A 22,405-nucleotide genomic window follows, 5' to 3' on the forward strand; every position below is an offset into this window, starting at 1 on the left:
TTTTACAATAATTATAATCGAAGGATTTGCCCATGCATTATATTTTAGGGATACGTCATCATGGTCCCGGCTCTGCACGTAGTGTGTTAAATGCACTACAGCAGTTGCAACCTGACTGTATTCTTGTCGAAGGACCACCCGATGCCAATGAACGCATTGCACAGCTCAGTCATGCTGAGATTGAGCCACCGATTGCGTTACTCATTAATACACCTGTACAAAAGGATGAACGCCCACGTGCTGTATTTTATCCTTTTGCAGAGTTTTCACCTGAATGGCAAGCCTTACAATTTGCCTTAAAATATCAAATTCATACTGAGTTTATGGATTTGGCGTGTCAGCATCGTTTTGCTTTGGAAAAACAAGCCGAAGAAGCTCGACGTGCTGTTGAAACAGAGGAAAATGCGGATTCAGAAAATGAACAAGCTGATGAATCTGTAAATGATAATGTCGATGAAGATTTATCGGCTGCTGTAGATGAAAATGTTCAAGACGAAATTGAAATCTCAGATGAAGAACGTAAATTTCTACAATATCGTCATGACCCAATTGCCCTCCTTGCCCATCAAGCAGGCTATCAGGACAGCGAACGTTTTTGGGAACATTTGGTCGAGCAACAACCGCATGCAGGCGATATGTTTCAATCCATCAATGAAGCGATGGCAGAAATTCGGGATTATTTAAACAGTTTAAATCCGCATATAGAAGCAGATGAAGAACAATTGTTAGAAGAATACCGTGAAGCGTCGATGCGAAAAATCATCCGCCAAGCACAGAAGCAAGGCTTTGAACGTATTGTGGTGATTTGTGGTGCATGGCATGCGCCTGCATTGGTCGATTTAAAAAGCACTTTAAAGGACGATAATCAGCTTTTAAAAGGTTTGCCAAAAACCAAAATCGAATCGGCATGGATCGCGTGGACACATGGGCGTTTGCATCGTCAAAGTGGTTATGGTGCAGGCATTCAAGCGGTGGGTTGGTATGCGCATTTATGGAAGCATTATCAACGAGCACTTGAAGGCAATATTGATGCTGAAAAAATCAGTATTGATTGGCTCAGTCAATTTGCCAATGCCTTGCGTGAAGCGGGACATGATGCTTCAAGTGCGCAAATTATTGATGCCACACAGTTGATTCAATCATTACTTGAATTGCGTGAACGTCGTATTCCTGATCTAGAGGATTTAAGCGAAGCCATCCGCAGTGTGTTACATCATGGTTATGATCTGCCTGAACCGATTATGAACCAAATGCTGTTGGCGGAAAAATTGGGGCATTTACCTGAAGATTATTCTGAATTGCCGATTCAGCAAGATTTTCTAAAACAATGTAAATCTTTGCGTTTAAAGCTTGAAGCGGTACATCGTGGTGTAGAACTTGATTTGCGTCAGTCTTTTGATTTAAGTAAAAGTCAGTTTTTCCATCGGGTGAATTTACTCGGTTTGGCATGGGCAGAATTGCAAAATCATTCCTCAGGTCGTGGTAATTATAAAGAACATTGGCAATTGTCATGGCAACCTGAAAGCAGTTTGTATCTGAATGAAATGTCGCTATGGGGTTATACCATTGCTGACGCAGCAGCAAGTATAGTGCGGGATAAAATTGAGCAAAGTGATGATTTAGCAACGGTTGCTAAATATATCGAGCAGATTTTATTGGCAGGGCTAGACCATAGTTTGCCACTTGCTTTGCAACGTCTACAGTCACTTTCGACCTTACATCAAGACCCTGATGTCATGCTTGCGACCTTAAAGCCCTTGGTCACAGCGTTGCGTTATGGCAGTGTACGCCAATTTTCTGAACATGAATTGTTGCAAATTATCGAACAACTCAGTGTGCGATTAATGCTGTCTTTACCACAATATTGTCAGTCTATTAATGATGATATGGCACAGCAAACGGCGCAACAACTCAACGGTTTATATTTACTGTTACAGCGTTTGGACAATGCAACCTTAACGCAATATTGGCAAGAACTCGTTCTGACTTTAATGCAACAAAGCTATATGAATGGTTATTTGCATGGTTTTGTCACCAAACTAGCCAAACAACAGCAATTACTTGATTTAGATGAGATTGAGTATTATCTGTCACAAGCATTATCTGTGGGGCAAACTGTCGATTATAGTGCGGGTTGGTTTGAAGGTTTTATCAGTGATCAAGCCCTATTATTGTTACATGAAGACAATTTATGGAACTTGGTGAATGCATGGTTGGGCGATTTACCTGAAGAACAATTTATTAACATTTTGCCGATTTTACGTCGTTCAACGAGTAAGTTCAGTCCGAGTGAATCGGCAAAAATTGCTGAAAAAGCGGCTTCGGGCGTTACAGTGCATATCGCACAATTACCACATCAGTTTAATGTAGAACGTGGATATGCCACTTTGCTAAGTTTAAAAAACTTACTGCATCCGCAAGCTGTCGATGCAAAAGCTAAAGATGCAAAAGTAGATCTTAAAGAGGGTTCTGATGTCACAAGTTAATCAAAGTACCCAAGAACAAGAACGACGTTGGCGTTTAATTTTAGGTCAACGTCCTGAACAAGCAGCACCTGAATATTGGTCAAGTGATGATGAAAATATGTATCAATGCTTGGATGTGCTGTATAACGAAGAAAAACAACGTGGCGGTTTGGGACGTTCTAGCCCTAAAATTGCCAAATGGCTCGGTGATATTCGCCAATATTTTCCAAGTTCAGTGGTGCAAATTATTCAAAAAGATGCGCTTGAACGGCTGAATCTACAACAAATGTTGTTAGAACCTGAATTGCTTGAAAATATTGAAGTGGATATTCATTTGGTTTCGACTTTAATCGGTTTAAATCATTTAATGCCTGATCAAACCAAAGAAACTGCACGGATTGTAGTGCGTAAATTGGTGGAAGACATTGAGCGTCGTTTAAGACAAAGTTTGGAGCAAGCGATTCAAGGCTCAGTCAATCGTTCTGCGCATACTCGTCGCCCGAAACGCATTCAGGATATTAATTGGCATCGCACCATTCAAGCCAATTTAAAACATTGGCAAGAAGAATACAAAACCATTATTCCTGAACAATTACATGGACATCCACGTCAGCGCAGTTCCTTAAAAGACATTGTGCTGTGTGTCGATCAAAGTGGTTCGATGGCGCCATCGGTGGTGTATTCAAGTATTTTTGCCGCAGTCATGGCGAGTATTCGGGCAGTCACCACGCAAATGGTGGTGTTTGATACGCAAATTGTTGATTTAACACCATTGCTTGAAGACCCTGTCGATGTGCTGTTTGGTACGCAACTTGGCGGGGGGACGGACATTGCCAAAGCGATTAAATATTGTCGTGGTAAAATCACCCGCCCTGAAGATACGATTTTTGTCTTGGTGACGGATTTGTGTGAAGGTGGCAGTGAACAACAACTGTTTAAACAAGTTGCTGAAATGCTGAATAGTGGTGTACAGATTGTGACCTTACTTGCACTGTCAGACGAGGGAACTCCTTATTATGACCGTGAAAATGCACAAAAATTTGCCGCTTTAGGGATTCCGACCTTTGCTTGTACGCCTGATCAATTTCCTGAATTGATGGCAAAAGCCATTGAGAAACAGGACATCAATGCGTGGTATGCAGCGCAACAACAGAAAAAATAAGCACATCAACAGATAATACATCAGCGCAAAAAATCAAGGTCGTGTTAACACTGCCTTGATTTATCAATCAACAGCATAGCCACAGTGAATATTTAAAATTTGACTTAGATAGAGTATGAATCAAAACTTAATTTAAAACATTGATTTGTATAATATGAAGCAAGCCATGAAAATAAGTATGAGAAAAATATGAAAATTTATCGTTTTTTAACTGTTTGTCTTTTAACTTTTATACTGACTGCATGTGGTGATTTGGCGAATTTTAAAGAGCAAGCCGATGAAAAATTTGGCGATCAACATTTTAAAACAGCCATTGCCTTGATTGAACTGCATAAAGTCCGCTTTGGAGAATATCCACAAAGTTTGGATGATCTGCAGTTTACAGGTGATTGGGATATGATGGCACTCAGCTCAGTCAATTATACCAAACTTGATCAAGGTTATGATCTTGACATTACAACAGGTTGGGTTGGACAACAAAATTGGATTATCCAAAAGAGTTTTGCAAGGTTTAGGATTAAAAAATAGCAATGCCAAATAGCCAATTTGGAGTGTTTAAAAAGGTATAATCATTCTTTTAGATTTTTTGAGTGTATTGGTTAATTTAAAACTTGGTAAAAAATGTTAGATTTAAGTCTATGTATTTCAGGTAAAAGTTAAGATGCCGAACACAAATAGAATTGAGAGCCTACTGTCAAAGTATGCTTGGGGGAGACGAGCGACGATCCTCTTCATTCTTTTGATCTGGGGATGGATTGACATCGCAACAGGCTATGAATACTCTTTTGCCGTGTTTTATTTAGTTCCTGTGTCAATTGCTGCATGGTTAGACAATAAAAAAGTAACAGTTTTAACCATTATTGCATCTGGATTAACATGGTTATATGCCGATTATGTAGCAGGACATCATTATTCAAATGTTGTGATTCCTTATTGGAATGCCATTGTGCGCTTAGGTTTCTTTAGTGTTGTTGCACTTTTGCTAATAAAAGTACGTGAAAATTTAACTGCAATGACTGAAATGGCAATGCGAGATAATTTAACTTCATTGCATAATACACGTGCATTTTTTATTCAATATCATCAGATTAGAGCACAGAAAACCAAAATAGGGCAGACCGTAGCTGTTGCGTTAATTGATATGGATGGTTTTAAAGCGGTGAATGATCATCATGGGCATAGTGTTGGAGATGAGGTTCTCATCGCTTTTGCACAAGTGTTGAAAAATGTGGCTCGTAGCGGTGATATTGTGGCTCGTATGGGCGGTGATGAATTTATCATGATCTTAAAAGATACTGATCAAAATGGTATGGAAATATTTGAGAAAAGACTGCGAGCTGTATTTTTAGAGAGTGAATTAAAGCAAAAATATGGGGTAGATTTTAGTATGGGGGTGCGTATATTTAAGCATTTACCACGAAATTTAGACGATGCAACCCATCAAGCAGATCAACTGATGTATCAGTCTAAAGCACAAGGCAAATCGCAAACTACTGTAAGTTTAGAAGTTTAGCTTTGATAGCGTTGAAGTAGTTTTTACTGGCATGTATATGGATTAAAATCTAAAATTCGCCCACATTTTTAAAAATTCGACTGTTATGCCTTTAGACGACAACTTTATTTATATGCCTCCGCAAGACGAATTGTCTATTTTATATGAAGATGATGATTTGGTGGTGATTGAAAAGCCTGCGGGCTTGTTGTCTGTGCCAGGGCGCTTACCTGAACATCATGATAGTGCTTACTTTCGAGTATTAGAAAAATTTCCTCATGCAAAAATAACCCATCGTTTGGATATGGCAACCTCTGGAATTCTGATGTTTGCTAAACATCGAGATGCCGAAGTTGCGGTGAGTAAAATGTTCCAAGCGCGTACTGTAGAAAAAAATTATGTTGCTCTGGTACAAGGGAAATTGTCAGAGGAGGGTAGTGTTGATGTGCCATTGATTACCGATTGGGAAAATCGCCCCCGCCAGATGGTACATTTTGAACTCGGTAAAACGGCGAAAACTTTATATAAAAAAATTAGTTATGATGTGGAGCAAGACATTAGCCGAGTTCTCCTCACTCCGATTACAGGGCGTTCACATCAGTTACGTGTACACATGATGCACATTGGACATCCGATTACAGGCGATAAAATTTATCATCCTGAGCCAACCCGCAGTCCATTAAAACGTATGGCATTGCATGCGAGTTATTTGGCATTTACCCAACCTCTAAGTGGCAAACCGCTAGAAATTCGGGGAAATGTGCCTTTTTAAATTTTGATTTTATGTGGAGCAAATAATGTCACCCGATATTGCTTGGATTACTTTGCTGATTTTATTGGGTTTGGCATGGGGTGGGATCATTTTTTGGTTGATTTATATCAGCATTAAAAATTTGTCCCCTTATACATTTTGCAAAGAGAATCGCTATTTCTGTGTTTATCTCATGGTGATAATGGGCGGAATGGTTGCAATTTATGGTTTTACACCTGCTGATTCTTCGGATTTAAAAAAGATTGATCAGTATTTGAAACAAGCACAGCAAGAGGATAATCGAGATTTATTATCTACGATTCAGCAGATTAAAGCACAGCCTCAAATCAGTATCAAAGATCGAAAATATATTGAAAAGTTAATCGACAAAGGGATTTGAAAAACAGTTTTTCAACTTCAAGTTGGCGTTATTTATATTCAGTAAAACTTTAATCGCCAAATTGAAACAAAATTCGGTTAATCTAAATCAACAAAAATGGCAAACATAACAAGGACACCAAAATGACACGTGATTTTGAACAATTTCCTGATGATGATAACGGCAATTTATTATGGCAAATGCAAGAAGATGGGGATGATTTAAATGAAATACATGAAATTGAATTTTCAATGTATTTTAAAACCCAAGAACTTGCTGAAAAATGTGCTCTACATTTATTGCTAGAAGAACAAAAAGTCTCAATGTATCTCGATGAAGAAATTGAACCAAGTGAATGGGTGATTACGGTTTTTGTTAATTTGCTTCCTGAATATGCAGATATTGTTGATCTTGAAGAATGGTTTACTAAAATTGCAACAGAATTTAATGGTGAATACGATGGCTGGGGCTGTACCACCTATGTCTTTGATGACGCATTTGATGATGAGTTTACTGAAGAAGAATTGGATGAAATAAAGTAACCTCACCTGATCATAAGATGAAAGGCATACTAAAAAGTATGCTTTTTTTATGCTGAAAACTCAATTTTTAAGTTTGCATATACCAAAGAAATACATAGCAAATACAACTTAGCAGTACACTGAAATAACAAAAAATAGCAAGGAATGAGCTGAATGGGAAATAGCATACAACTGCATCGTGTATTTAGTGCACCACCTGAACGGGTATACAAAGCCTTTTTAGACCCAGATGCCTTAGTGAAATGGATGGCACCACATGGATTTACGGCTCATGTAGAGTATTTAGATGCACGTGTGGGTGGGACATATAGAATGTCTTTTACTAATTTTTCCACAGATACGAGCCATGCTTTTGGGGGTACATACCAAGAGTTAATACCCAATCAGCGCATTCGCTACACAGATCAATTTGATGACCCAAACTTGCAGGGTGAAATTGAAATGTTGATTGAACTTAAGGCTGTCATGGTGGGTACTGAAGTGACGATTACCCAATCAGGCATCCCTGATGTAATTCCAGCAGAAGCATGTTATTTGGGGTGGCAAGAATCGTTGCAGCTCTTATCTTTATTGGTGAATCCCAATATTCCTGATCAGTAAACATGGATACTCAGAAAAGTAAATATAAGATGAATATTCAAATAAAACGTATTTATGATCCAGTGGCACCAAGTGATGGTAAAAGAATCTTAGTTGATCGACTTTGGCCACGTGGTATTAAAAAGGAAGATGCTCAATTAGATTTATGGGCAAAAGAAATCACGCCATCCAATGCACTTAGGAAATGGTATCACGAGGATATGACAGAACGTTGGGATGAGTTTCAACAGCGCTATTTGCTTGAATTGGCAGAGTTTCAGCCACAGCTAGAAGAATATCGTCAATTGGCGCAGCAAGGAACGATGACATTATTAACAGCAGCAAAAAACCAGACACATAATCATGTAATCGTATTACAAGATATTTTACAAGGTCGTATAAAAATTAAGCCATAGTTTTAATATGGGATTTTAGCTTTCATTGGGTATATGCGTTATAGTGTGCATTATTTTTCCTTGGTTTTGAGGTTGTTATGTCTTTACCCAATTGCCCAAAATGCAGTTCTGAATATACCTATGAAGATGCTGACCTATTGATTTGTCCTGAGTGCTCACATGAGTGGAAACAAGGAGAGCAAGTCGCACAAGATGCACAGCAAATGATTAAAGATGCCTTTGGTAATATTTTAAATGATGGGGATACGGTCACTGTTGTAAAGGATCTAAAAATTAAAGGTTCATCTGCTGTGGTCAAAGTGGGCACCAAAGTTAAAAATATTCGTTTATTACCAGATGCCAGTGATGGTCACGATATTGACTGTAAAATTGATGGTGTTGGAAGTATGAAACTCAAATCTGAATTTGTGAAAAAGGCATAAATATTAGATGATTTTCTATATATAAATTAGATGATGATTCAAGAGATGACACATGAGGAAAATATCTTATTTTTTGAGCTTTTTAGTGATGTTATCTCTTGTTCTTTGGTTGGCGTCACCCTATTGGATGTTGTATCAAATCCATCAAGCTATTGAACAAAATCAAGCTGCAAAGATTTCCAAATATATTGATTTTCCTCAAGTACAAGCAAGTTTAGAACCGCAAATTCAGCAAAAAATAATTCAGGCTATAGGTTTGCAAAATAATCCTACATGGTTAGGGCAATTAGGGGAAGATATGAGTGAGAAAATTGCTCATCAAGTTGCACAGATCTTATTAACACCTGAAAGTATAATGTTATTCATGCAAGGGAAACAATTAAAAGAGACGGTTCGCTTACCTAAACTGAGTGTGAATAACACGGTTGAAAAAATTTTACCATTTGAAAAGCAAGCTTCAGATCAGTTTTTATCGGTAAAAAATACGCCGAGTTTAACGACAGTAAATATAAACCAAGTTAAAACACATTATATTTCTTTAAATACTTTTCAAGTGATTGTGCCAACATTTTCATCAAAAGAAACCAAGTTTATTTTTAAAAGACATTATATAAAATGGAAATTAATCGGGATTTATTTTAATTGATTTGATTATTTATTAAATGTATTTAAATTATATGTTTAATAAAATTAATTTTTTTACATAAAATAATTTAAAAATAATGAATTTAATATTGTTATTTATTTTTAAAAATGTCAAATTAGTCACACTTATTAAAATAGAGTGAGAATAATTATATGAATTTTGAGGTCGATGGTGATCCTATTGCTGCAAAAAATGTACTTGCTCAAATACAAAAATGGGATCATGCACTAAAAAATAATGATCTTGAGCAAATCACACAAGATTATGCTGATGATATTCGTTTATTTGATGTCAGTTCACAGCTCAATGGACTTGAACAATATAAAACTGAACTCGAAAAAATCAGTCCTTATTTCACTCATAATATCAACATTCGCAGACGTGATCTAAAGATCCATGTCTCAGGGGATGTTGCATTTTTATATTGTTATACCAAAATGGAAAATCCACAACTGAATGAGTTTTTTCAAATGCCTTGGTGTAGAACGACATTGTGTTTGCAGAAAAAAAATGATCAGTGGGTTTTATTGCATCAACATATCTCTATGCCAGTCAATATGTTGACGAAAAAAGCGATTGATTTAAAAGTTAAAGCTCAGTTGAAATTGGTAGTTTAATGATCATCATTGCAATATTTTGCTGCCATAATAGATGAAGAAATATATTTGACCAATGTAAGGTCTAATATGTCAGTTTTGGGTGATCGTATAAAATAAGAAATATAGGTACAAATCAAAATATAAAACAGAAAAGTGGCATATTTCTCGCTAAAATAGTTCAAAATATCTAGAAAAATACATATATGCCACATTCATTTTTTGCTAAGCATGAATGGTTAAAGCCATTATCTCCTCGTGACCCACATGAAAAACATCGGGTTGCCACATCTTTGGAATTGTTGTTTGACCTGATTTTTGTGGTGGCGATTGCCACAGCAGGGCAGCAATTGCATCATGCGATTATTGAAAATCATCTTTCACACGGCATCTTGCTGTATTTCATGGTGTTTTTTGCTGTGTGGTGGGCGTGGATGAACTTCAGTTGGTTCGCTTCTGCTTATGACAATGATGATGCCCTGTATCGGGTGTTGACCTTTATTCAAATCATTGGCTCTTTGGTGTTGGCAGCGGGGATTCCAAGTGCATTTCAGCAACAAGATTTTGATGTGATTATCATCGGCTATGCCATCATGCGTTTTGCTTTGGTCAGTCAGTGGTTACGGGTTGCCATAAGTGATGTCGCACGAAGAACCACAGCTTTGCGTTATGCATGGGGGATTATTGTGGTACAAATTGGGTGGTTATTTTTCCACTTTAGCCCGATCCATTTCAGTGTCTATCTTTTTGCAATTTTGGTGATGGCTGAGTTATCTGTACCAATGTGGGCAGAATCTGCCAATATGACACCATGGCATCCACATCATATCGCAGAGCGTTATTCGCTGTTGACCATTATCGTGTTGGGTGAGTCCATTGTAGGGAGTTATGCTGCGATCAGTGATGCATTGGCACATCAACAAGTCAGTGCGGAGCTTATTTTTTTAATGGTAGGCGGTTTGATCATGATGTTTACCATGTGGTGGGCATATTTTGATCATGAAATTGCAGATCGTTTAAATAGCCGTAAACGTGCATTTTCTTGGGGATATGGGCATTTCTTTATATTTATCAGTATCGCAGCGCTTGGTGCAAGTCTCGCTGCTGCCGTGGATGTTAGTACACATCAAGCAGAAATTTCAGCACAATTGATGGGATGGTTGGTGGCGATTCCTTTGGTGATTTATACCGCAAGTTTATGGCTATTGCACGAAGCACATCATTTACAAGGGATTAAAAAATGGCTTTATCCATTAAGCACGATGATTGTGCTGAGTATTCCTTGTGTGGTATCTCAGATCGGATATGCCGTTTTTGCAATGGCGATTGTTTATGCATTGCGTTTGATTTTTTCAAAATGTTATTTGGCACGTTAAAGGAATCGGATAATGGGTTTTCATGATTTTTACCGAATGAGTTCACATGCTGTAATTTGTAATGAAAAAAATGAAATTTTATTGTTAAAAGCCACTTATGCAGATCATGCGTGGGGCTTGCCGGGTGGTGGTTTGGATGTGGGAGAAACTATTCACGAGGCTTTAATCCGAGAATGTCATGAAGAAATTGGCTGTGAAATATTGGTCGATTATTTATCAGGTGTGTATTTTCATTCTGCTGTCAATTCACATGCTTTTATTTTTAAATGTCAGTTGCCTGCATCTGCTGAGATCAAGCTCAGTGATGAGCATTCCGAATATCGTTGGTTTGCAATAGATGAACTTTCAGCGGTGCAAAAAGTGCGCATTGAAGATTGTCTGAATTTTAATGGTACAGTGCAAAGTCGAGCATTTTAAAAGTCGATCATTCAATAATAGACCTCTTGCGAAAGTTATTTTCGGCGAGATCTAAATCAATATTGAATGTTCCCTCTCCTTTCAGGATGAGAAACATCGTTTCGCAAGAGGGAGAGGTTTTCTATTTAAAAGCCCCTCATCCTCTTGAGGAGTTACCTCCTCATCCCAAAGGGAGAAGGAACTTCCAATATACTTTTGGATATGTTTTTAATCTAAAATTTGAACATTTTTTGACTTACGCATGAGGTCTAATGATTCAATAGAATATAGTCATATTCGCTTTAAAATATAGCTAAAATTTAAAAAAGGATGCTGACATGACACCGTATTTAGCACAAAGAATCGCTTTGGGAACGTTGCTTGCAATTGTGAATACTGCAAGTTTTGCAGCAATACAAGGGATGAGTTTTGAGCATAAAGATTGGGAACTGAGCTGTGATAATACAGGAACGTGTCGCGCAGCAGGTTATCAGGTAGATGAAGATTATGATCGTCCTGTCAGTGTACTGTTGACCCGAAAAGCAGGTGCAAATACGCCTGTTGTAGCAGAAATACAATTTGGTGAACTTGAGGAAAATCAAAGTACACATGCTAAATATGAACTGAAAATAGATGGAAAATCTTATGGTTGGGTTAAAAATAGCACTGAAGCGACACTTAATTCCAACCAACTGAATGCACTGTTAGCCACTGCACAACGAGATGCTGTCGTGACTTTTGAAGCGGGCAAACAACGTTTTCGTTTGTCAGGACAGGGCATGAGTGCTGTTTTATTGAAAATGGATGAGTTTCAAAAACGAATCGAAACAACTTCCGCATTGATCAAAAAAGGGCAAAATTCCAATCAACATGTGTTGAAAGCTGAAGCTAAACCTGTGGTTGTAGCGAAAGATTTAAGTCAAGGCAAAGAAATTAAGCTGCTACCGAAAAGTGAACAAGCATTGAAAATTATTCGTTTACTTAAGCAAAGTACGAATGCAGATGATTGTCCTATTTTATTTGGTGAATCGGACTATTTTGATTCAGATCGTGTGGTGATTACGCCAATGACTCCTGAGTTAAGTAGGGTGAGTAGCTCATGTTGGTCAGGTGCATATAATTTTGGTCAAGGTGTGTGGGTGATGAATAAACAACTGACTGAGGTAAAGCAATTTGTCAGCGCATCGATTAGCGATACTCAGGACAGTCAATTGTTTGAAAATCATAAAGGTCGTGGCATCGGAGATTGTTGGTCACAAGCTGAATGGACTTGGAATGGTCAGCGCTATGTACAAACCTTTGATGGTACGACAGGAAAATGCCGAGGCTTTGCCGGCGGCGCATGGCGCTTGCCTACTGTAATTGTTGAGGTGAAAGGTTTAAAACAGTGACGGCTTAAAAGTTGCCCAAGATTTATTTTAATTTTTAGAATAAGTTTGATTATAAAAATTTTTGGTAGTGTATCAAAAAGTATGCTGCTCAAATCTGTTGATAGAAAAATTGAAAATATAGTAGCTAAATTTACTGTATTTTCAATATTTTATAATATTTATGTGATGTGGGAAATATAGCTGAAATACTTCTAGCAATTAGTTTACAGACTTAGCTTTTCCACCACTTCATCAATGCGTTTCAAACGTTTGACTTCATCCCATAAAGCTTTGGCTTCAGGATAATGTTTTGACATCATGCCAAGCCATTGCTTATAACGCCCGACCATATTCATTTCTTTTTTATATGTGCCATTTAAGAAACGAATTTGTAAACCCAGAAGCTCATTCCAAGTGATCAAAGGCGTATCAATATTTTGACGAATGCATAGGGTCAAATCAGGTGTAGTGACTGCACCACGCCCAATCATCAGGTCTTCACAGCCTGATTCAAGTTGACATTGTTTAGCATCGGCATTGCTCCAAATTTCACCATTGGCGATCACATTGATTTTTAATGATTCACGGATCGGGTGCAATAAATCCCAAAATGCAGGCGGAGTATAACCATCCGCTTTGGTGCGGGCATGTACAGTGACCCATGCAGCGCCTGCATCTTCAATGGCATGGGCATTTTCCAAAGTAAAATTTCTGTCCATATAGCCCAAACGCATTTTGGCAGATACAGGAATATGGCTTGGAACAGCATCTCGCACAGCCTTCACCAATTCATGGACAACTTCAGGTTCATCCAAAAGCACCGAACCGCCCCGATGACGGTTGACGGTTTTGGCAGGGCAACCAAAATTCATATCAATGACAGGTGCACCGAGTTCAACAGCCCGAACGGCATTGGCAGCCAACATTTCGGGGTCATTTCCCAAGAATTGAACATGTACGGGTGTACCCGCAGCAGTTTTACCGCCATTTAATAGTTCAGGACAATAGTTGTGATAGATATGATCAGGTAATACAGAGTTGGTTACACGAATAAACTCAGTGACACACCAGTCGAAGCTGCCTACGGATGTGAGAACATCACGCATAATCGGATCAGTTAAGCCTTCCATGGGTGCAAGGATGAGTTTCAATGGATTACCTAAATGCAAAATCTAAACAGGAGCGTTATACGGTTTTTTACAGTGCTTGTCTATCCGTTTTATTTGTTACATCACGCTCGTAATATTGATTGTGTTAAGTTGAAAGTAGTTGTGGAGAAAAAATAATCCATAAATTTTTCATCATCAAATCTTTGCTGATAAAAATTGTGTTAAGACAATAAAACTTATCCTCTAATTTATAGAGGATAAGTTCACTATTTTTATTAATGTCTTGGCTTATGCTGTACTATTTTGTTTCTGTCACACATGAAAATGTGCAATAGCTATTATCATCAATGGTAGAAACTACACCATCATAGTTGGGATCAGCATCTTTCAATAAAAAAATTTGATCGCATTGTTGGCATCTTTCAGGTGTCATCGCACTAAACTCTTCTAATACTGCATGTGTTCGTATTTTCATCATAAAATCCTTTTGTGTGAAATATATACACTTAGTTTTTTTAAGAGATTAGAGCTAATTGGGCATTTAAGCAAGTCATAAAATATAAATTTTATTTTTATTTCTGATACTTAGCTCAAATATTTGAGCAATAAGGCGAGGAAATTGGTTTTCTCTTATATCTCTGTATAGTGGTTTAGCGATGTAAAATCATTTCTAAAATAAACTTAGAACCAATAAAACCAACAGCGAGTAGGAAAAAACCAATAATGGTAAAACGAATCGCCTTTTGACCACGCCAACCAAATTTATAATGTCCAATAAGCAGTGAACCATAGACAAACCAAGAAATAATACTAAATGCAGTTTTATGGGCTAAATGTTGTGCAAAGAAGTTTTCAACGGTAAAGAAGCCAAAACCAAGAGCAAGAGTTAATAAAGTAAAACCTGTGATGAGCATATCGAACAGCAAGGATTCCATAACTTGCAATGGTGGAAGAAAAGTCACCCAAACACGTTTTTTTTGCTTTTTCTTTAGTTCTCGATTTTGTAACCACATCAGCACAGCTTGAATGGTTGCCATTAACAAGACAGCATAAGCAGATAAAGATAAAATGATATGAACATCAAGCCCAAGAGAATGTACTTCAATAAACTGACGTGGGATGCTAAAAGCAAAGCCTAAGATTAGACCCAACGCAGCAACAGGTATTCCCAATAAATTTAAGGCGATTACAGGTCGATAGGTACTAAATAATACACTCAGTAACAACATTAAACCTGATGTAAACGACATTAAATTAAATACATCATAATTGATCCCAAAAGGGGTGATCATATTGTTATAAAGTACAGCAGCATGTAACAATAGCCCTAAGCCTAAAACCACGCCAATAAACCAATGGTTTGGCGCACGTTTAGACATTAGATGCATAAATAAATACCAAAATGATGTGGTATAGGCAATTAATGCTAAAATGGTATACACCAAGGGGAGGCTAATCATGTCAAACCTTTTTCGGGATGATAAATATTCATGTTATAAGATATAAATTCGATATGAACTCAAGTATCCTATAGCATCTTATGCATAAAAGTTCTATTTTTCAGAAAGTTTTTTTGCAACAACTATTTTAAGCGGATTTCGCAATGTTTGATACCTTAACAGAACGACTCACGCAGAGTCTCAGAAATGTTACTGGCTCAGGGCAACTGACCGAAGACAATATTAAAGACACTTTACGTGAAGTGCGTATGGCACTACTCGAGGCCGATGTTGCTCTGCCTGTAACTCGTGAGTTTATCGCGAAAGTTAAGGAAGAGGCATTGGGTCAGGAAGTGATGACACAGCTTTCACCGGGTCAAGCTTTCGTTAAAATTGTTTACGATGAACTCACCAAAATGATGGGTGAGGCGAATGAAACACTGGATTTGGCAGCAAAACCGCCAGTTGTGATTCTTTTAGCAGGTTTGCAAGGTGCGGGTAAAACCACCACAGCAGCAAAACTTGCACGTTTCTTAAAAGAACGTCAGAAGAAAAAAGTGGCAATGGTGTCTGCTGACGTTTATCGTCCTGCGGCAATTAAACAGTTACAAACTGTTGCAGCCGAAGTGGGTGTAGACTTTATCGAGTCAGAAGCATCAGAAGATCCGATCAAAATTGCACAGCGTGCGATTGGGCAAGCGAAGATTAACTTTAACGATGTCTTGATTGTCGATACGGCGGGTCGTTTGCATGTCGATGATGACATGATGGACGAAATTAAAGCTTTACATGCATCAATTAACCCAACCGAAACGCTGTTTGTAGTTGATGCCATGACAGGTCAGGATGCGGCAAATACTGCTAAAGCGTTTAATGATGCTTTACCATTGACAGGTGTGATCCTGACAAAAACTGATGGTGATGCACGAGGTGGTGCAGCACTTTCAGTACGTGCAATCACAGGTAAGCCAATCAAATTCTTAGGTATGGGCGAAAAGCTTGATGCCTTAGAGCCATTCCATCCTGAGCGTGTTGCACAACGTATCTTGGGTATGGGTGATGTACTTTCTTTAGTCGAAGAAGTTGAACGTAAGATCGACAAAGAAAAAGCCGAAAAAATGGCGAAAAAATTGCAAAAAGGCGGTAGCTTCAACTTTGAAGACATGCTGATGCAGTTTGAACAAATGAACAAAATGGGCGGTATGATGGGCTTCTTAGATAAGTTGCCTGGCATGAGTAATTCAGGGATCCAAGATGCGATTGCACAAGCGAACCCTGAAAAGCAAGTGAAAAAAATGGAAGCGATTATCCAATCGATGACCATTAAAGAACGCCGTAACCCTGATTTAATGAATCCAAGCCGTAAAAAGCGTATCGCTGCGGGTTGTGGTATGGATGTGGTTGAAGTTAATAAACTGATCAAACAACATGCGCAGATGGCGAAAATGATGAAGAAATTGCCAATCCATCAGGTATGGCAAAAATGATGCGTTCATTGAGTGGTATGCAAAAACAATTTGGTGGCGGTGGTGGTATGGGGCCTTTGTTTGGCAACAATGAGCCAAAAAAATAAATCAGACAGATCATCAGAAAGAGCGCTTTAGGCGCTCTTTTTTATAAAAATTTACATATCTAAAAATAAACTTCTGTTAAGTTGTTAAATGAAAGTATTTGATAAGAATTATGATATGAGCACAGTTTTTATTGTACATGGCTATCAAGCATCTCCAGAAAAGCATTGGTTTCCTTGGCTGAGTCATAAAATCCAGTCTGTGGGGGCTGCTTGTGAATTGTTCATTTAGAAGATGCGGATGCACCGAATTATGCAGTCTGGAAAGAATGTTTGCATATGCAAATTGCACCTTTAGATGAAAATAGTATTGTGATTGCACATAGTTTGGGGAGTATTAGCACATTAGATTTTTTATCTGACGCTTTAAAGAATAAAAAACTAAAAGCACTTTTTTTAGTTTCACCTTTTAAAGAGCCTCTTTCATCATTGCCTGAGCTAAATACATTTATTCAACAATGTAAAATAGATGAGTTTATCATTCGGACAACGATTCAAAAACGCTTTGTATTTTTATCCAATAATGATTCTTATGTGAGTGCACCGATGAGTATTCGTTTAGGGCAGGCGATCCATGCGCAATTGGTTGAAGTAAAATTTGCAGGACATTTTATGCAAGAGGATGGTTTTACCGAATTTCCACAGTTATGGGATAAATTGGCACTACTTTTAGAAATACCCGTAAGTTCAACAGAAGTACAATAAATAAAAAACGGCTTATATTTAAGCCGTTTTGTACTGTCTAAAGATTAAAATTATTCATTTTCAGTTTTTTCATAAATACTTTCAACAATATCGTTAACCGCAGTGTTATCTGTTACAAGTTGTCCTTGCTCATCCCATGCTTTTGCATCATAAGTTGGTTGATCATCTTTATAGGTAGCAAAGCCTTCTACAGCAGGCTTGCCATTTTCATACCAAAATTTAATCTTATAGGAGTGTACTTCAGGATCTGCAATTTCATATTCAAAAGCTTGTTGTCCATTGCTATAAAAAGTTTTAGATAGTCCTACTTCTAAGCCTTCTTCATACGTTGATGTGGATGAAATATGACCATTTTCAAAATAAGTGGTGATAGCACCATCTGTAAAAATAATATCAAAGCTACGGAGAGCAAGCGGTTCTTTGACCCAAAAAGGATCTGTTTGTTTTTTATGGGTATTTTGATAAAAATCTTGAACTAGGAAACGACCATCTTTATCTCGACCCAAAAGTTTACGGTAGTAGCCATCTTGTGATGGTGTTGCTGAATAGCCTGAATCATATTCCTCACCAGCACTTGCATCTTTGTCAAAATAGGCAACGATTGGCTCAGATGTATAAAGTTGCTGTTTGATTTCATTTGAAATAGCAATCGGATTGTTAGTTTTTAATTGACTACATCCCGTGATTGAAAGTCCAAGTAAGCTGATCAAAAAAAGTTGTTTGAAATTTGGCATCATAAAGTTCACTTATTTTTACACTTGTTATAAATTGGTTTTAACTGCTCCAATATAAAGCGAGTCATTTTTATGTTATTTTGAACGATTGGCTTTGATTTTCAATATAAATTTGTAAATATAAATCAGTGTTATTTTGTTGCGTTTTATATCAACTAAAAATATGAATGTAACTTCGCCAAAATTTGATCTATTTTTTCACTATCTGTGACCAGCCGACCACGTTCATCCCAAACTTTACTGTCAAAAATACAATTGTTATTGGATGGATTAATTTTAAGATCAGCAGCGAGTTTGCCATTTTCATACCAAATTTTTTGTAAAATCAATTGATCACTGATAATGTCATCTGCGAAAGCAATTTGTCCATTTTTATAGTAATAATCATTTTTTCCAATTTGTTTGAAGTCTTTATAGTGATGCTTTATTTGAATGTTGCCATTTTCATGGTAAGCGATCATGATCCCATCAGTTGCTTTGCCATCGAAGCTTTTTAAAGCAGAAACTTCTTTGATCCAATAGGGATCAGTTTGTTTTTTATCACTTTCTTGAAAAAAATCTTGTACCAAATAACGACCATTCTGATCACGATCTAATAGTTTGCGATAGTAACCATTTTTTACAGGCACAGTAGAATATCCCATACCTGCAGCTTCTAGCCGAGTCGTATTTTCAAAGTCTGAGGTTTCAGCCGCTTCAGGTGAAAAATAGGCAATGATTGGCTGCTCATGTTGTTTTTGTTCAACGGTTTTTGGGATTTTAAGTGTATTAATTTCCAGTGGTTTTTGCTGTGTTGTATTGGATGAATTGGTGCAACCCAACAACATTAAGCTGAGAAAACTTGCATTGAAAAATGGTTTTAGGTGATTCATTTGAATGCCTTTATATTTTCAACATAGTATTTATATTTAAGCTTTTTATTTTGCAGGATTATGTTTGATGTGCAATGTAAATTTGTAAACCTTTGAGTAGTAAATCGGCTTCGATGTGTGGAGAGTATTCTCCTAAAAATTGCGCAAATAATGGTGCATCTCCACCTGTTAAAATCAATTTACGTGGAGATTGTTGCAATACATGCTGAATCGTACTGAGTAGCCCTAAAAAAATACCATGATGTACTGCATCAATCGTATTACGCCCTGGGCTAAGTTCTTCAAAAGCGGCATCAGGAATCTTAATTCCTTTGGTATTTTGAATTAGAGAATCTCGTTGTAGATAGAGATTGGGTACGATATAACCACCTAAATGTTGATAACCATGTGTTAAATCAATGGTTAGTGCCGTACCACAACTGATCACACAGAGATCTTCATCAGCATTGGCAACCGCTAGAACTTGTAACCAACGGTCAATCCCCAATTGTTTTGGGTCATCATAGCCACATTGTAACCCTGCATATTCGGTATGAACTTTGGCAAAACTGACAGGCACATCCAACAGTCTTAAAATTTGCTCAATGCGTTGGTTATTTTTCTTATCTTGTACGGAAGAAATGCCGATTCTGCTGATGTCTAAGTTTTTAAAATGTTGAATCAAACCCAAAAGTAAGTCAGCAGGGGATTGTAAATGTAATTCCGCTGCATGTTCTACGATCTGATTGGCTTCGGTGACCCAATATTTTAAACGGGTATTACCAATATCGAGCCAAAGTTTTTTTTCATTGAATAGACTCATAGCGCATCTTGCTCCGCTAAGCGCAAACGTCCTTGGTAGACATTAACTAAACCTTGTGGGGTTTGTAGATTCACTGAACCATCATCACTGATGCCTTTGAAGATTCCTTCTACATTGCCTTTGATCTGTTCAAAATGGACATTTTGATCCATAAAAGCTGCATAGTGATTGAAGCGAGCAGCAAGGTTATAACAACCATGTTCAAACCATTGTCCAGCTTGTTGAATAGCAAGATAAAGTTCACTAATCATTTGAATACGATTTGGAAATTCCACGCCAAGTTGCACAACAGATGTTGCTTGTTGATCGATTTGTTCTTGCGGTAAAGGCAGTAAGTTAATGCCCACACCAACAATTGCTTCATTTGGTGAAATAGGTTCAACTAAAATTCCGCCCCATTTCCCTTGTGTGCTATACAAGTCATTTGGCCATTTAATTTGTAAATGAGGCAAACTTTTTAGGGTCGGCATTTGTAGGATATTCAATGCAATTTCTAAAGCCAAACGTCCATCTATTGTTGTTTGCGTTTGTAACAATGTGCTTAAATAAATATTACCGATGGGGGAAACCCATTCACGCTGATGTTGTCCTCGACCATTGGTTTGTATTTCACTACAGACCAAAACTGTTTTAATGCCTTTTTGTGCAATGTCTCGAACATCGTCATTGGTTGATGTAGTGCTATGTTTTAATAGCAAAATTTCAGGCAATTGTTGTGCATTTGTCAGCAGTTGACGTAAATGACGAGTTTCTAAATCCATGTTGAATATCAAGATAATGGAAGAATATTTATGGAGTTAATCATATATCTAGGGATTGGTGCAATCGCTGGTTTTGCCGCAGGGCTGTTTGGAGTTGGCGGTGGCTTAATTATTGTGCCGATTTTATATGTGGTTTTTACCCAAATGGGTTATGACCCTGCGGTGATTATGCACCTTGCTTTGGGAACTTCATTGGCAACGATTATGGTGACTTCAATCAGTTCATTAATGGCACATAATAAAAATGGTGCGGTACTGTGGAATGTTGTTAAAAATCTGACACCGGGCTTAGTCTTAGGTTCATTTCTCGGTGCTGGTATTGCAGGTATTTTGTCAGGTGCAAACTTACAGTTGATCATTGGACTATTTGCGATCTGGGTGGCTTTGAAAATGTTTAAAGGCGCAAATGCCAAAGTTGATGAATCAAAACAACTGCCATCTACACCAATGCAAATTTTAGCTGGTGGCGGCATTGGGATTGCCTCTGCGATTTTTGGCATTGGTGGTGGTAGTTTGACAGTGCCATATTTGAATAAAAATGGTGTGGTGATGCAAAAAGCTGTTGGGACTTCAGCGGCATGTGGTTTACCGATTGCAATCGCAGGGGCGCTTGGTTTTATGTTCTTTGGTGCTCAAGCACAAATCAATGTGCCAAATACCATTGGTTTTGTACATATTTATGCATTTATTGGCATTAGTGTCATGAGTTTTATCACAGCAAAATTGGGTGCAAAAGTTGCACATGCGCTTTCGCCTGCGATGTTGAAAAAGTGTTTTGCATGTTTACTGACTATCATCGGTTTATTTTTTATTGTGAAAGGTGTTTTGGCTTTTTTTTAGATTAAATTTAAAACAATATTTCTGGTCTGTTTATTTTCTATTTAGCGAAATAAACAGGCTTTATGTCATAAATATTGAGATCAATATGTACAAATATCATTGATGATTTAAAAACAAGAATATATTAACAATCCTTTTCTATTCATCGAAATCTCAGTGCAATTGGCTCAAAATCCATTAAAATTGTCCGACAATGACATAGAATTATCAGCATTGAACAGGTTAAATAAAATTTCAATGATTGATATTGATCACAATAAAATAAATAACATAGGATTTTTATGCATTTGGAAGAAGTGGATAGCCTTTCAGAGCAAATCGCCAAACATATCAGTGAACAAATTATCAGTGGTGAGTTGGTCGAAGGGGAGCGCATACAGGAATTACGCATTGCCAAAGAACTCGACGTGAGTCGTGGCTCAGTGCGTGAAGCATTACTGTTGCTGGAACGGACGCATTTAATCGAAATTTACCCAAGGCGAGGTGCAATTGTTTCGGAAATGTCACCGCAACAAGTACGTGCACTTTTTGATACAAGCAGTTTATTTCTTGGGCAAATCGTACAGCGTATGAGTGAAACATGGCGCAACCATGAAGCAGAAAGTTTACAGAAATTATTGCAACAACTAAACGAGCATGTCAAAAATAGTAATACTGAAAAATTTTATGACAGTATTTTTCAATACTTGGCTGAACAACAAGACATGGTCGGCAATCCCTACCTGATGAAATTTTATAAAGAATTGTTGCCTTCTTTACGCAGAAGCTATTTTTTAACCTTAAATACTTCTAGACGTGAGTTGCAAGAAGCTTTAGAGCTGATAAAACTCGTGATTGATGCAATTTTAATCCGAAAATCACAACAAGCCACTTTATTTATGGAAGATTTTTGTCGACACTTGCGTAATCTCGTGTTGGAGTCGCTGACACGTATGAAACAAATCGAACTCGCATGGGCGAGGAGATCACGCCGTTAGCGTG

26 protein-coding genes and 1 pseudogene are annotated in these 22,405 nt (G+C 37.6%); 20 read left to right on the forward strand and 7 right to left on the reverse strand.

Annotated features, from left to right (window positions below; genetic code table 11):
• The first annotated feature begins 32 nt into the window (after positions 1-32).
• The 15 genes from AVJ19_RS02390 (at position 33) to AVJ19_RS02460 (ending at position 12,613) form a co-directional block, all read left to right on the forward strand.
• Entirely contained in the window at positions 33-2,486 is a 2,454-nt protein-coding gene (locus tag AVJ19_RS02390) for a DUF5682 family protein (RefSeq protein ID WP_111858218.1), read from the forward strand.
• Positions 2,473-3,627 carry a VWA domain-containing protein gene (locus tag AVJ19_RS02395; RefSeq protein ID WP_111858219.1) on the forward strand — a complete coding sequence of 385 codons (1,155 nt, stop codon included), beginning with the start codon at positions 2,473-2,475 and terminating at the stop codon, positions 3,625-3,627. Before AVJ19_RS02390 ends, AVJ19_RS02395 begins: the two co-directional genes overlap by 14 nt.
• 189 nt (positions 3,628-3,816) lie before the next feature.
• Positions 3,817-4,155: a hypothetical protein gene (locus AVJ19_RS02400; protein ID WP_213067184.1), complete on the forward strand. Its 339-nt coding sequence runs from the start codon at positions 3,817-3,819 to the stop codon at positions 4,153-4,155.
• A gap of 133 nt (positions 4,156-4,288) precedes the next feature.
• On the forward strand, positions 4,289-5,140 hold the full coding sequence (locus tag AVJ19_RS02405) for a GGDEF domain-containing protein (RefSeq protein ID WP_111858220.1): 852 nt from the start codon (positions 4,289-4,291) through the stop codon (positions 5,138-5,140).
• Between the two features lie 85 nt (positions 5,141-5,225).
• Positions 5,226-5,891 carry an RluA family pseudouridine synthase gene (locus tag AVJ19_RS02410; RefSeq protein ID WP_111858221.1) on the forward strand — a complete coding sequence of 222 codons (666 nt, stop codon included), beginning with the start codon at positions 5,226-5,228 and terminating at the stop codon, positions 5,889-5,891.
• A gap of 25 nt (positions 5,892-5,916) precedes the next feature.
• Positions 5,917-6,270: a hypothetical protein gene (locus tag AVJ19_RS02415; protein ID WP_111858222.1), complete on the forward strand. Its 354-nt coding sequence runs from the start codon at positions 5,917-5,919 to the stop codon at positions 6,268-6,270.
• 122 nt (positions 6,271-6,392) lie between these two features.
• Positions 6,393-6,791: a ribonuclease E inhibitor RraB gene (locus AVJ19_RS02420; protein WP_111858223.1), complete on the forward strand. Its 399-nt coding sequence runs from the start codon at positions 6,393-6,395 to the stop codon at positions 6,789-6,791.
• Positions 6,792-6,944: 153 nt separating this feature from the next.
• Positions 6,945-7,391, forward strand: coding sequence for an SRPBCC family protein (locus tag AVJ19_RS02425; protein WP_111858224.1), 447 nt, complete (start codon positions 6,945-6,947; stop codon positions 7,389-7,391).
• 29 nt (positions 7,392-7,420) lie between these two features.
• A complete protein-coding gene (locus AVJ19_RS02430) occupies positions 7,421-7,786 on the forward strand; it encodes a DUF488 domain-containing protein (RefSeq protein ID WP_111858266.1) in 366 nt (121 codons plus the stop codon).
• A 77-nt stretch (positions 7,787-7,863) separates the two neighbouring features.
• A complete protein-coding gene (locus AVJ19_RS02435; protein WP_111858225.1) occupies positions 7,864-8,208 on the forward strand; it encodes a zinc ribbon domain-containing protein YjdM in 345 nt (114 codons plus the stop codon).
• Positions 8,209-8,296: 88 nt separating this feature from the next.
• Complete coding sequence (locus AVJ19_RS02440; RefSeq protein ID WP_228203268.1) at positions 8,297-8,854, forward strand: DUF2939 domain-containing protein; 558 nt, start codon at positions 8,297-8,299, stop codon at positions 8,852-8,854.
• 152 nt (positions 8,855-9,006) lie between these two features.
• Positions 9,007-9,471 (forward strand): YybH family protein, encoded by a 465-nt coding sequence (locus AVJ19_RS02445; protein ID WP_111858227.1) that lies wholly within the window; start codon positions 9,007-9,009, stop codon positions 9,469-9,471.
• A gap of 185 nt (positions 9,472-9,656) precedes the next feature.
• Positions 9,657-10,826, forward strand: coding sequence for a low temperature requirement protein A (locus tag AVJ19_RS02450; protein WP_111858228.1), 1,170 nt, complete (start codon positions 9,657-9,659; stop codon positions 10,824-10,826).
• A gap of 12 nt (positions 10,827-10,838) precedes the next feature.
• Complete coding sequence (locus tag AVJ19_RS02455; protein ID WP_111858229.1) at positions 10,839-11,243, forward strand: NUDIX hydrolase; 405 nt, start codon at positions 10,839-10,841, stop codon at positions 11,241-11,243.
• A gap of 317 nt (positions 11,244-11,560) precedes the next feature.
• The gene (locus AVJ19_RS02460) at positions 11,561-12,613 is read left to right on the forward strand and encodes a DUF1176 domain-containing protein (protein WP_111858230.1); all 1,053 of its coding nucleotides are present in this window, start codon (positions 11,561-11,563) and stop codon (positions 12,611-12,613) included.
• 203 nt (positions 12,614-12,816) lie between these two features.
• Here AVJ19_RS02460 and AVJ19_RS02465 read toward each other — a convergent pair whose 3' ends face one another.
• From AVJ19_RS02465 to AVJ19_RS02470, 3 genes are all read right to left on the reverse strand, one after another.
• Positions 12,817-13,743 (reverse strand): tRNA dihydrouridine synthase, encoded by a 927-nt coding sequence (locus tag AVJ19_RS02465; RefSeq protein WP_213067185.1) that lies wholly within the window; start codon positions 13,741-13,743, stop codon positions 12,817-12,819.
• 256 nt (positions 13,744-13,999) lie between these two features.
• The gene (locus tag AVJ19_RS21975) at positions 14,000-14,176 is read right to left on the reverse strand and encodes a hypothetical protein (protein ID WP_162626521.1); all 177 of its coding nucleotides are present in this window, start codon (positions 14,174-14,176) and stop codon (positions 14,000-14,002) included.
• Between the two features lie 175 nt (positions 14,177-14,351).
• Complete coding sequence (locus AVJ19_RS02470) at positions 14,352-15,161, reverse strand: cytochrome C assembly family protein (protein ID WP_111858232.1); 810 nt, start codon at positions 15,159-15,161, stop codon at positions 14,352-14,354.
• A gap of 143 nt (positions 15,162-15,304) precedes the next feature.
• Between AVJ19_RS02470 and ffh the strand changes: the two are divergent.
• The 3 genes and pseudogenes from ffh to AVJ19_RS02480 all read left to right on the forward strand — a co-directional run bounded on the left by ffh (position 15,305) and on the right by AVJ19_RS02480 (position 17,415).
• Positions 15,305-16,713, forward strand: a pseudogene (gene ffh / locus AVJ19_RS02475) (signal recognition particle protein).
• A gap of 115 nt (positions 16,714-16,828) precedes the next feature.
• The gene (locus AVJ19_RS22660; RefSeq protein WP_265736076.1) at positions 16,829-16,942 is read left to right on the forward strand and encodes an alpha/beta hydrolase; all 114 of its coding nucleotides are present in this window, start codon (positions 16,829-16,831) and stop codon (positions 16,940-16,942) included.
• Positions 16,943-16,989: 47 nt separating this feature from the next.
• The gene (locus tag AVJ19_RS02480; protein ID WP_265736077.1) at positions 16,990-17,415 is read left to right on the forward strand and encodes an RBBP9/YdeN family alpha/beta hydrolase; all 426 of its coding nucleotides are present in this window, start codon (positions 16,990-16,992) and stop codon (positions 17,413-17,415) included.
• A 50-nt stretch (positions 17,416-17,465) separates the two neighbouring features.
• Here the strand turns inward: AVJ19_RS02480 and AVJ19_RS02485 are convergent, their stop codons facing one another.
• From AVJ19_RS02485 to AVJ19_RS02500, 4 genes are all read right to left on the reverse strand, one after another.
• Positions 17,466-18,152, reverse strand: a complete 687-nt coding sequence (locus tag AVJ19_RS02485; protein ID WP_228203266.1) for a toxin-antitoxin system YwqK family antitoxin — start codon at positions 18,150-18,152, stop codon at positions 17,466-17,468.
• A gap of 152 nt (positions 18,153-18,304) precedes the next feature.
• Positions 18,305-19,021, reverse strand: a complete 717-nt coding sequence (locus AVJ19_RS02490) for a toxin-antitoxin system YwqK family antitoxin (RefSeq protein WP_111858234.1) — start codon at positions 19,019-19,021, stop codon at positions 18,305-18,307.
• Between the two features lie 58 nt (positions 19,022-19,079).
• Positions 19,080-19,823, reverse strand: a complete 744-nt coding sequence (locus AVJ19_RS02495) for a type III pantothenate kinase (protein WP_111858235.1) — start codon at positions 19,821-19,823, stop codon at positions 19,080-19,082.
• Complete coding sequence (locus tag AVJ19_RS02500; RefSeq protein ID WP_111858236.1) at positions 19,820-20,584, reverse strand: biotin--[acetyl-CoA-carboxylase] ligase; 765 nt, start codon at positions 20,582-20,584, stop codon at positions 19,820-19,822. The genes AVJ19_RS02495 and AVJ19_RS02500 overlap by 4 nt, the downstream gene beginning before the upstream one ends.
• Before the next feature lie 30 nt (positions 20,585-20,614).
• Here AVJ19_RS02500 and AVJ19_RS02505 point away from each other — a divergent pair, with 30 nt between their 5' ends.
• The gene (locus tag AVJ19_RS02505) at positions 20,615-21,424 is read left to right on the forward strand and encodes a sulfite exporter TauE/SafE family protein (RefSeq protein WP_111858237.1); all 810 of its coding nucleotides are present in this window, start codon (positions 20,615-20,617) and stop codon (positions 21,422-21,424) included.
• Positions 21,425-21,705: 281 nt separating this feature from the next.
• A complete protein-coding gene (locus AVJ19_RS02510) occupies positions 21,706-22,401 on the forward strand; it encodes a GntR family transcriptional regulator (protein ID WP_111858238.1) in 696 nt (231 codons plus the stop codon).
• The last annotated feature ends 4 nt before the right edge of the window (positions 22,402-22,405 follow it).

Origin of the sequence: Acinetobacter sp. CFCC 10889 (assembly GCF_003268395.1) — a bacterium.
Classification (GTDB): Bacteria; Pseudomonadota; Gammaproteobacteria; order Pseudomonadales; family Moraxellaceae; genus Acinetobacter.